Annotated in this window: 11 protein-coding genes and 1 pseudogene; 9 read left to right on the forward strand and 3 right to left on the reverse strand. The window is 60.3% G+C overall.

Features of this window, described 5'->3' with window-relative positions; translation table 11 throughout:
• Positions 1-131 precede the first annotated feature (131 nt).
• The 5 genes from BWR59_RS06860 (at position 132) to BWR59_RS06880 (ending at position 4,239) form a co-directional block, all read left to right on the forward strand.
• Complete coding sequence (locus BWR59_RS06860) at positions 132-335, forward strand: hypothetical protein (protein WP_081564872.1); 204 nt, start codon at positions 132-134, stop codon at positions 333-335.
• Positions 336-587: 252 nt separating this feature from the next.
• Positions 588-1,856, forward strand: coding sequence for an OprD family porin (locus tag BWR59_RS06865; RefSeq protein ID WP_081564873.1), 1,269 nt, complete (start codon positions 588-590; stop codon positions 1,854-1,856).
• A gap of 268 nt (positions 1,857-2,124) precedes the next feature.
• Entirely contained in the window at positions 2,125-2,901 is a 777-nt protein-coding gene (locus BWR59_RS06870) for a helix-turn-helix transcriptional regulator (protein ID WP_081564874.1), read from the forward strand.
• Positions 2,902-3,074: 173 nt separating this feature from the next.
• Positions 3,075-3,248 carry a DUF1427 family protein gene (locus tag BWR59_RS06875; protein ID WP_081564875.1) on the forward strand — a complete coding sequence of 58 codons (174 nt, stop codon included), beginning with the start codon at positions 3,075-3,077 and terminating at the stop codon, positions 3,246-3,248.
• A gap of 31 nt (positions 3,249-3,279) precedes the next feature.
• Entirely contained in the window at positions 3,280-4,239 is a 960-nt protein-coding gene (locus BWR59_RS06880; protein WP_081564876.1) for a zinc-binding alcohol dehydrogenase family protein, read from the forward strand.
• Between the two features lie 155 nt (positions 4,240-4,394).
• Here BWR59_RS06880 and BWR59_RS06885 read toward each other — a convergent pair whose 3' ends face one another.
• Together BWR59_RS06885 and BWR59_RS06890 are read right to left on the reverse strand one after the other, a co-directional pair.
• On the reverse strand, positions 4,395-5,144 hold the full coding sequence (locus BWR59_RS06885; RefSeq protein ID WP_081564877.1) for a transporter substrate-binding domain-containing protein: 750 nt from the start codon (positions 5,142-5,144) through the stop codon (positions 4,395-4,397).
• A gap of 148 nt (positions 5,145-5,292) precedes the next feature.
• Positions 5,293-5,613 carry a hypothetical protein gene (locus tag BWR59_RS06890; protein ID WP_074757986.1) on the reverse strand — a complete coding sequence of 107 codons (321 nt, stop codon included), beginning with the start codon at positions 5,611-5,613 and terminating at the stop codon, positions 5,293-5,295.
• 251 nt (positions 5,614-5,864) lie between these two features.
• Between BWR59_RS06890 and BWR59_RS06895 the strand changes: the two genes are divergently transcribed.
• From BWR59_RS06895 to BWR59_RS06910, 4 genes are all read left to right on the forward strand, one after another.
• Positions 5,865-6,776 carry a LysR family transcriptional regulator gene (locus BWR59_RS06895; protein ID WP_081564878.1) on the forward strand — a complete coding sequence of 304 codons (912 nt, stop codon included), beginning with the start codon at positions 5,865-5,867 and terminating at the stop codon, positions 6,774-6,776.
• 105 nt (positions 6,777-6,881) lie between these two features.
• Positions 6,882-8,075 (forward strand): CaiB/BaiF CoA-transferase family protein, encoded by a 1,194-nt coding sequence (locus BWR59_RS06900; RefSeq protein WP_081564879.1) that lies wholly within the window; start codon positions 6,882-6,884, stop codon positions 8,073-8,075.
• A complete protein-coding gene (locus BWR59_RS06905; protein ID WP_081564880.1) occupies positions 8,072-9,010 on the forward strand; it encodes a hydroxymethylglutaryl-CoA lyase in 939 nt (312 codons plus the stop codon). Before BWR59_RS06900 ends, BWR59_RS06905 begins: the two co-directional genes overlap by 4 nt.
• A 211-nt stretch (positions 9,011-9,221) precedes the next feature.
• A complete protein-coding gene (locus tag BWR59_RS06910; protein ID WP_081564881.1) occupies positions 9,222-10,559 on the forward strand; it encodes an MFS transporter in 1,338 nt (445 codons plus the stop codon).
• A 93-nt stretch (positions 10,560-10,652) separates the two neighbouring features.
• Here BWR59_RS06910 and BWR59_RS32615 read toward each other — a convergent pair.
• A pseudogene (locus BWR59_RS32615) lies at positions 10,653-10,936 on the reverse strand (hypothetical protein); the annotation flags it as partial.

The raw sequence follows: 10,936 nt of genomic DNA on the forward strand, positions 1-10,936 counted from the left end.
TTTTTGTGGGTAGCGTTTTCACGCTTACCCCGCGAGTGAGTGTGCAGGTTTTCCTAAACGGTTATTCGTTTAGTTCGTCTGTAACAAACAGTGAGTAGATTTCGCCGTTCAAGAAGCAAGAGGTTATCCCTATGAACGCAGTTTATGAGTCACGCGTGACTCGAGGTTTGTCTGCGAGCAGTGAAGCACGGCAGATGATGGCGGACTGGTTACGGATAACCCAGGCACCCAAACAGCAGGCACCCGACTACCGGGCGATGTTGATTCAGCGTTACCCGTCCGGCCTGATCAACGACGCCGAACTGGAGGCGTTGCTGGGCATACTCCACAACTGAGACGCACACCTTCGCCGTGTGGGGGAGGCGTGCACACTCATCGATTTGGTTTTCATCAAATTGACACACCGGTAGGCCGCGGATAGCATTCGCGCCTCCACCGCCTGTGGCCTAGCGCCATGTACGTGCATCAGTAGTCCACTGCGATGATTTCGTGCGGGCTTCCGGGACTGTTTTCAGTTCTGGGAGACGCAATTACCTGTCTGGGTATTTGCCACAGCGCGCGATTAATCTGCTCACAAGGACAACAAGATGAAACAGCGTATCGGTCTGCTCGCCCTGGGCATCATCGCCGCCACTCATGCCATGGCGGACGGCCAGGCAGACTCCAAGGGCTTCGTCGATGACAGCAGCCTGAAGGTCAATCTGCGCAACGCCTACATCAGTCGCGACTACAAGAACGGCCCGCAAGACCGCGCTGAATGGGGCCAGGCGTTCATGGCCAACTATTCGTCCGGTTTCACTCAAGGCACGGTCGGCGTCGGTGTCGACGCGTTCGGCCTGTACGCTGTTCGTCTGGACGGCGGTAAAGGCAAAAGCGGCGCAGGCGGTATCGACTTCTTCAAACAGGGCGACAGCGGTAACGCCGCTGACGATCTGCAGCGTTTTGGCGGCGCGGTCAAATTCCGCATCTCCAACACTGTGCTGAAATACGGCGACATGATGCCGGAGCTGCCAGTGCTGAGTCACGACAACTCGCGTCTGCTGCCAGAGAGCTACACCGGCACCATGATCACTTCCGAAGAGATCAAGGACCTCAAGCTGGTGGCTGGCCGCTTCACCGCCCAGACCCGCAAGAGCGCCGAAGGCCGTGATAGCGGCGACCTCAAAAGCATCAACGTCTATGGCGCAGCCTACAAGTTCACCGACGCTCTGAGCGGCGCGTTCTACGCTTCCGACGACGAAGACACGCTCAAGAAGCAGTACCTGAACCTGAACTACGTCTGGGCGTTGCCGAAAGATCAGTCGCTGACCTTCGACTTCAACGGCTACAAGACCAAGCTGGACAAAGAAGTCGCTGTCGACGACGCACGCGACAACAAGATCTGGAGCCTGGCCGCCACCTGGGCCGTTGGTATCCACTCCTTCACCATCGCGCATCAGCGCAGCACCGGCGAAACCGGCTACAACTACGGCGGCTACCGGAACAACGGCGGTTTCAGCGATGGCGGCAACACCATCTACCTGGCCAACTCCTACTGGTCCGACTTCAACGGCAAGGACGAGCGCTCCTGGCAGTTGGGTTATGGCGTCAACCTGGCCACTGTCGTCACCCCGGGCCTGAGCTACAAAGTGGCTTACGTGCGCGGCGACAACATCGACGACGGCTCCGACCGTGGCCGTGGCGAAGAGCGTGAGCTGTTCAGCCAGTTGACCTACGTCGTCCAGAGCGGCCCGGCCAAGGACCTGTCCCTGCGCCTGCGCAACTCCTGGCTGCGGGTATCCAACGATGTGGATAACTACAACGTCGGCGGTAACGAAACCCGTATCTTCATCGACTACCCGATCAACGTTTTCTGATGTTGAACGGTTGTTGAACTGAAGCGGTAACAGAACGCCCCGGTCGAGAGATCGGGGCGTTTTTGCATATCAAAGAATTGTGCTCTGGGGGCTTCTGATTCCAGATCCGCATTCATCTTTGTGGGAGACGCCGGAGGTCACGACGGCAGCGACATCGGTGGGTCGGTAGCAACTGAGCCGCCTGAAATCCCGCGTTCGCTGCCGTCGTGACCTCCGGCGTCTCCTACAGTGATGTACCATCCCACTACCTTTTCGCCGATCACACTCCATGGCCATCGCCGCTCCCCCTGACCTCTCCGATACCGCCGTTGCGGTGCAGCCGTTGTCGCGGACGTACCCGCGTGGTTTGTACATCGAGCCGCACGAGCATGACTGGGGGCAGGTTTTGTATGCGATGTCCGGCGTAATGTGGGTCGAGACGCCGAACGAGGCGTTGGTAGTGCCGCCGCAGCGCGCGGTCTGGTTGCCGCCGGGCGTGCCTCATGGCATTCGCGTGGTGTCGGATCTGGAGATGCGCAATATCTACCTGCGTCCTGCGCTCGCCCGGACGCTGGAAAGCACGGTTCAAGTCTTTGAAGTCGCGCGGCTGCTGCGCGAGTTGATCATCAATCTGGTCGCCGAGCAGGACAAGGATTCCGATTACTACAGCGCGCTGGTCAGTCTGGCGTTGCTGGAGCTGAAAAAAGCCAAGCGTTCGCTGCTGAAAGTGCCGATGCCTGATGACAGTGATCGTCGTCTGATGAACGTCTGCCAGGCTGTGATGATCGAGCCCTCCATCGACGTGCCGTTCGAGCAGCACGCGGAGAACGCCGGGGCCAGCGTGCGTACGCTTTCGCGTCTGTTTCAGGCAGTGCTGGGGATGGGCTTCGCCGAATGGCGTCGCCAAGTGCAGCTGGCGACGGCCGTGGCGGAGATCATCCAGGGCGTACCGGTCAGCGTCATCGCCCGCTCCATGGGCTATTCGCCCAGCAGCTTCAGTGACATGTTCCGCCGAGAACTGGGCATGGCCCCCTCGCAATATCCCCTTGGTGAACAATCCGGCTGAGACCATCGCTACTCTGTAGCAGTCCGGCAATGCTCGGGACTGGCCTTCTGATGATGTCCGAAATTCAGAAGTACTTGGCCGGTAGCTTTCCCGGCCGCTTCTTACACTCTGGTCATCGCTAAACGCCGCCGTGTTGCAATCGCGCCGCACGACGCAAGGCACCGGAGTTCATCATGAGCTACATCATTTCACTCGCAATCGGCATCGCCGTCGGCTTGCTGTACGGCGCCCTCGACTTTCGCTCGCCGGCGCCTCCACTGGTGGCGCTGGTCGGTCTGCTCGGCATGCAGGCGGGCGAAAAGCTCTGGCCGATGGGCCGCCAGCTGGTCGCCAACCTGATCTCCTGAATTCGCTTCTCTCTTCTGGATTTTGAATACCATGAAAGCACTGCAATTTTCCCGAACCGGCGACCTCGCTGCACTGGAAGTCGTTGATCTGCCGAAGGCCGTGCCCGCAGCAGGCGAGGTGCTGGTACAGATCAAGGCCGCCGGCCTGAACCCCAGCGATGTGAAGAACGTGCTCGGACGATTCCCCTACACCACCTTGCCGCGAGTGCCGGGGCGCGACTTTGCAGGCGTCGTGGTCGAAGGCCCGCAAGAATTGATTGGCCAGGAAGTCTGGGGCACCGGCAACAAGATCGGTTTTTCGCGCAATGGCTCTCATGCCGGTTACATCACGCTGTCGGCGAAGGGCGTTGCGATCAAACCAAAATCGCTGAGTTTTGCACAGGCCGCCAGCCTTGGTGTGCCTTACACCACCGCGTGGGATGCACTGGAGCGCAGCCTCGTTGATGCGAACACGCGACTGCTGGTCCTTGGCGCCAATGGCGCGGTGGGTAATGCGGCGATCAATCTGGCGAAGGTGCGTGGCGCTCAAGTGCTGGCTGCGGTGCGTCGCCCGGAACAGTTGGCGGCACTGCAAGAGCGCGGCTTTGACGCGATCCTGCTGGACAAACCCGAGCACCTCGGCGCCCAGGTCAACGCCGTGTTCGAGGGTGGCGCCGACGTCATTTTCGACACCACAGGCTTCTGGCTCCCCGCGGCCGTTCAGGGACTTGCGCCGTTCGGTCGCATCGCCATCATCGCGGCGCCGGTCGACGGGCATGTGCAGTTGCCGGCATTGGCGCTGTATCGCAAAGGCGGCTCGGTGGTGGGGATCAACTCGCTGCTGTACGGCGTTGAAGAGTGCGCGCGGATGCTGGAGCAGTTCGGCAAGCTGTTCGACGAAGGGAAATTGCCGTTGCCGACCGGGCTGATCGAGTGCGCGCTGGAAGACGGTCTGGCGCGTTACGCCGAGGTCAATCAGGGCAGCGTCGATAAGGTTATTTTCTTGCCATAAGGTGTTGTCCCGCATCGCTGATGCGGGCGTGGCCACCTGTAGCAGCGCGGCTTACCGGCGGTAGCGACATTGAAACCGCCACTGCCGGCAAAGGCGGACTGCTAAAGACGACTCAGGTAGACCACGCCTACGCGCTTAAGCCGTGCTGCGATTGATCACGACCCCGGCAACCCCTTCAAATACCCTGCTTCGATCTTGTCGGCGGTCCCATTGGCCTGAAGGGTTTCGACAGCCGTTTTCAGCTTTTCCACCATCTGCGGATCGCAGTCTTTTGAGCACGCCAGATAGACGTTCGCCGTCATCAACACACGGCTCATGACCAACGGCCGGTCGCTGAGCTGTTTCCAGATATAGCGGCTTTCAGGCACACCATTGAACCAGGCATCGACGCGCCCCCTGAGCAGCATCAGTGCGGGGTTGTCGCCGATTTTCAGCGGGTAGATCTGTGAGGCCGCGAAACCTTCCTCGCGCAGGCGCGTTTCCTGTGCGGTGCCGATGCCGACTGCGATCAGCTTGAATGCTTTTTTCGCCTCCTCGAAGCTTTCGACCCGTTGGTCCAGGCTGAAAAACGTCCGGTCCATGGTCAGCAGCGGTGCGATCCAGGTGAAGCTGTTTTCCCGATTCTGGGTGCGAGACAGCGGTGCGATCAGCAGGTCCTTGCCACTGGAGACATCACGTTGCGCGCGCGGCCATGGGGGCGATAGGAAATTGGCGGTGTACCCGGCCATTTCCATCGCTTTGAGCGTGACATCGCCTGCGATGCCATGCTGATCGCCCTGGTTGGCCATGGTCAGTGGTGGGGCTTCGGGAAAATAGAAGTCGATGACAGGCGTGGCAGACGCCAGCGACGACCACGCGAGAAACGCGCACGTCGCGTAACGGATACAGCGGGAAATCCATTTCATGGCAGCAGCGCTCAAGGTAAATACAGGGCCTGTTGGGGCAGGCCTCTTGCCTGGCTCATGAATCAGTCTGGCAGCCGTTCACGATTTTGCCGGGGAAGGTACAGCATCCTGCAGACATCCCAGAAACCTGAATCGCAAAATGCAGGAATCAGGTCTTGTTGTGCTCATTGGTATAGCGCCCGCTCAGCTCCCAGCCACATTCGAGCAGCATGTCGATCCAGTCTTCATAGGAGTCGTCGACATCGAGCAGATTCATGAACTGATCCTCGATGTGGCAGCGAAAGGTCTGCTCTTCCACGTTCCACTCGACGTCGCGGATGCGCCAGGCGCGCTGGTCGGGCAGCTGGATGTTCAAGCCATGAAAAGGGACGAACGGTAGCTCGACTTCATACAGAAGCTTCGACCATTCGGAGGAAATTTCTGGGGTCTGATGGGTCCAGACGTATTTGATCAATCGGACGTTATGCACGGTGGGGCCTTCTATCGTGTTTCGGTTGCGGGTCTCTGTCACCTGAATGAGGAGGCGATGGCCCGGCGGACATGGCTATACGTTACTCGAAGGCGGCGTCATCGGGGAGGGGGACAGCTGTTTCTCTGTGCCGCTGCGGGCCGATGAGCCGGTAATGCGGGCCATCGACCCCTTGGACAGGCATAGGGACAAACGTTCAATCGCGGGTTTGCGTGTATTCTTGCCCTCGCTCAGTCGCTGAGAACCTTGCCATGCTGCATAAAAACCTCATTCGTCGCCTTGATCTGATCACCCTGAAACTGTTCGTCGCGGTGTATGAAGAAGGGACCCTGACCCGCGCGGCAGCACGAGAAGCCATTGCCACGTCAGCAGCCAGCAAGCGGCTGATGGAGCTTGAGGAAGTGCTGGGTATCGGCCTGTTCGTGCGTAATGCCAAGGGCATGGTCCTGACGGCAGCGGGCGAAACCTTGCTGCATCACGCACGGCGCATGTTGTTCGATCTGGAAAAAATGGGCCTGGAGCTCGACGAGCACCTGCAAGGCATGCGCGGCTACGTGCGTATGCTGGCGAATCTCTCGGCCATCATCCAGTTCCTGCCGGAAGACCTGCACGAATTCACCACCAGTCATGAGCGCGTCAAAGTCGACCTGGAAGAACGCCCCAGCAACGGCGTGGTTCAGGGACTGATCGATGGCGTCGCTGACATTGGCATCTGCTCCGAAGATACTGACGTTCAAGGGCTATTCAGTGTGCCGTATCGCCACGATGAACTGGTCGTGGTGATGCGCCCCGATCATCCCCTCGCGGACCTCAAACAAGTCGCTTTCGAAGAGACTCTGGGCAGCGACCATATCGGTTTGCACGCTGCCAGTTCCATCAATATGCGCACGCACACCGCTGCGCGATCCCACGGCAAGCCGCTGCGAGTGCGCATTCATGTGCCGGGATTCGACGCGATGTGCCGGATGGTGCAGGCCAACATGGGCATCGGCGTTCTACCGCGCAAGGCATTCGAGTTGCTCGGCTTGCCGCTGGGGCTCACGGCTGTTTCCTTGAGCGATGCCTGGGCGCAGCGGACCCTGATTCTTGTGGTCCGGGACCAGGAAGCACTGTCGCCGGTCAGCCAGCTGTTGTTCGAGCACCTTCAACGACACAGCGTCTAGCGTTCGCGTTTCGCGAACGACCCTTGCCAACATACGGTTGGATTTGCCAAACCCTGGTCCTCTAGTCTTGGACACAAATTCCAAGAAACACTTGAGGTATCCGCTATGACAGGCCCCCTGAACGGTGTGCGCGTGATTGAAATCGGCACACTGATCGCAGCGCCCTTTGCCGCACGCCTGATGGGCGAGTTCGGCGCCGAGGTGATCAAGATCGAATCGATGGGGCAGGGAGATCCTCTTCGTAAATGGCGAAAGCTGCACGAAGGCACCTCGCTGTGGTGGTATCTGCAGTCGCGCAACAAGAAGTCCCTCTCGCTCAACCTCAAATCCCCCGAAGGCATCGAGATCATCAAACGTCTGGCCGAAAGCGCCGACGTGCTGATCGAAAACCTGCGCCCCGGCGCGCTGGAAAAACTCGGTCTTGGCTGGGACGTTCTGCATGCCCTGAACCCCAAGCTGACGCTGGTGCGTATTTCCGGCTACGGCCAGTCCGGGCCTTATCGCGATCGTCCCGGTTTCGGCGCCATCGGCGAGGCCATGGGCGGCATCCGCTACACCACTGGCACTCCCGGTTCGCCTCCGGCCCGAGTGGGCGTCAGCCTCGGTGATTCGCTGGCATCGATGCACGCCGTCATGGGCGCATTGATGTCCTTGCTCCGTGTGAAGACCGGGCAGGGCGATGGCCAGATCGTCGACGTCTCGCTGGTCGAAAGCGTGTTCAACCTCATGGAAAGCCTGGTCCCCGAATACGACATGCTCGGCCATGTTCGCGAGCGCAGCGGCGGTGCCTTGCCGGGCATCGCGCCTTCCAACACTTACCCGACCGCCGATGGCGCGTACGTGGTGATCGCGGGTAATAGCGACCCGATCTTCAAACGCCTGATGCAGACCATTGGCCGCCCGGATCTGGGCGAAGCCCCTGAGTTTGCGCAAAACGACGGCCGCGCCGCCCAAAGCGAAATGCTCGACGCGACGATCAGTGCCTGGTCGTCCAGCTTGCCAATCGATGACGTACTGCAAGCGCTGGAACAGGCTGAAGTCCCGGCGGGCCGCATTTACAACGTTGCCGATATCGTCGCCGATCCGCACTATCAGGCCCGCGAGATGATCCTCGACGCGCAACTGCCTGGCGGTACGAACGTGAAGATGCCAGGCATCGTGCCCAAGCTTTCCGAAACACCGGGCTCGGTGAACTGGCAGGGTCCTGCGCTGGGCCAGCACACCGACAGCGTACTCGGCGATCTGGGCCTGACCGCCGCCGATATCGCCCAACTCAAAACCGATGGGGTGGTGCAATGATTACTGACTTTTCCGAGCGCCTGATCGTTCAGGAAGTCTCGCCGCGCGACGGGCTTCAAATCGAACCGACCTGGGTCGAAACTGCCGACAAGATCGCGCTGATCGACCAGCTTTCTCTCGCCGGTTTCAGCCGCATCGAAGCCGGTTCTTTTGTCTCTCCCAAGGCTATTCCGGCGCTGCGTGATGGCGATGAAGTGTTTCGCGGCATTCAGCGTCATGCGGGTGTGATCTATGTGGCGCTGATACCCAATCTCAAGGGCGCTCAGCGAGCCATCGATGCAGGCGCCGACGAATTGAATCTGGTGATGTCCGCCAGCCAGACTCACAACCTTGCAAACATGCGCATGCGTTGTGAGCAATCGCTCAATGCGTTCGCCGATGTGGTGTCGTTCGCGTCTGACAGCGCGGTGCGCCTCAACGGCTCCATCGCCACCACGTTTGGTTGTCCGTTTGAAGGCAAGATCGATGAAGACCGAGTGCTGCAGATCGTCGATGCGTATCTGGAGCTGGGCATGAAGGGCATATCACTGGCCGACACAACCGGCATGGCCAACCCGCGACAGGTGCATCGGCTGGTGCAACGCGTGCTGACCCGCATCCCGGCGTCGGCCCTGACCCTGCATTTCCACAACACCCGCGGCCTTGGACTGAGCAACGTGCTGGCGGCTTACGAGGCGGGCGCGCGCCGCTTCGATGCCTCGCTCGGCGGCCTTGGCGGATGCCCGTTCGCGCCGGGGGCATCAGGAAATATCTGCACCGAAGACCTGGTGAACATGTGCGAAGAAATGGGCATCGATACCGGGATCGACCTGCCGCATCTGCTGACGATGTCCCGTCGACTGCCTGCGCTGCTGGGCCATGAAATGCCGGGGCAAGTCGCCAAGGCCGGACGCAACTGCGACCTGCATCCCGCGCCGGAGAACCTGCCGGCCTGAATCCTGAGCCGACACAATTTTTGAGGCGACACAAAACCTGTGGGAGGGAGGTTGCTCGCGATGCGTTCTATCAATGACGAAATCATTGATGACGCCGCGCATACGAGACCAAGCCCCTCCCACGAACCGTACGAACACGCCACCCCGGGTGTTCGTCCAGACAACAAAAACAATAGGGCTCCCTTTGGGAAGTCCAACTGGAGTGACCGCAATGACAATCTCTGTTCTGACCCCGAACAGCAGCCTCGCCGAGGTTGTAAGCGCCGAAAAAGCGCTGATCCGCAAAGTCGCCTGGCGCCTGATGCCGCTGATCATGGTCTGCTATCTGTTCGCCTTCTTCGACCGTATCAACATCAGCTTCGCCAAGTTCCAGCTGCAAACCGACCTGAGCCTGAGCGACACCGCCTACGGCCTCGGCGCCAGCCTGTTCGTCATCGGCTACGTGCTGTTCGAAGTGCCGAGCAACATCATGCTGTACAAGGTCGGCGCCCGCCGCTGGATCGCCCGCATCATGATTTCCTGGGGCATCGCCACGGCCCTCATGGTCTTCGTCAACGCCGAATGGCAGTTCTACGTGCTGCGTTTCATCATCGGCGCAATGGAAGCCGGCTTCGCACCTGGCGTGCTGTTCTATCTGACGCTGTGGTTCCCGCAAACCTACCGCGGTCGCATCACCTCCACGCTGTTCCTGGCGTCGGCATTCGCCGGTCTGCTCGGCGCGCCCATCTCCGGGCTGGTGCTCGGCGGCATGGATGGCGTGATGCACATGCGCGGGTGGCACTGGCTGTTTCTGCTCGGCGGCCTGCCGTGCATCGCTTTGGGTTTCGCCGTCCTGAAACTGCTCAAAGATCGCGTCGCCGACGCCCATTGGCTGACCGATGACGAGAAGACCTACCTCTCCAGTCGCATCGCCCACCACGAACCGAACAAACACGGCGGCTCGCTGCTCACCGCCCTGAAAATGCCAGGCTTCCTGATGCTCGGCCTGATCTACTTCCTGATCCAGGTCGCGTCCTACGGCCTCAACTTCTGGGCACCACAACTGATTCGCAGCGCAGGCGTCGAAAGCCCGGTCATCATCGGCCTGCTCACCGCCATTCCGTACATCTGCGGCGCCATCAGCATGGTCGTCGTCGGCCGTCTCTCCGACGCCAGCGGCGAGCGTCGCAAATTCGTCTGCGGCCTCGTCGTCCTCGGCGCCATCGGCTTCTTCAGCGCCGGCATATTCGCCCAACACACCAGCATGCTCATCGTCTCCCTGGCCATGCTCGGCGGTGGCATCGTCGCCTCCATCCCGGCGTTCTGGACCCTGCCACCCAAACTCCTCGCCGGCGCTGGCGCGGGTGCCGCAGGGGGTATCGCCCTCATCAACACCCTCGGCCAGTTCGGCGGCATCGTCAGCCCCGTGATGGTCGGCCACATCAAAGACATCACCGGCAGCACCACACCCGCGCTGTACGTGATTGGCGTGACCAGCGTGATTGCAGCGGGGTTGCTGATGTGGGGTTTGCCGCAGAAGTTGCGGACGTTGGATAAGAGCGAGGGCTAGGGGATTTACTCAATCCCCCGTATCAACTCGGCTTGCCGGCGGTGGCGTATTCAAAACCGCTGCCGGCAAACCTGCCAGATACGAACCATTGTGCTACGCGCTCCGCACCTCTCCCGAAGCATCCCCCAACCCCGCAATCGAAGCCTCCACCAAAGCTCGCGCCGCTTCGATCTGATGCACCACCGACCTCGCCAATGGCCGAAATTCTGCTGAAGTGTTGTCGGCGGATTCATAAGCCGTGGCTGCTGCGCACGACAGGTATTCAGAGACCAGGACGAGAGCGTCTTCGACTTTGATGCCGGACTGGACGGTGAACAGGCTTTGGTTGCCGCAGTTGGCGCCGAAAGGGATGGATTGGGTGACGGGGGGGTTGGGTG

It is taken from the genome of Pseudomonas sp. Bc-h, from assembly GCF_002080045.1.
Classification (GTDB): Bacteria; Pseudomonadota; Gammaproteobacteria; order Pseudomonadales; family Pseudomonadaceae; genus Aquipseudomonas.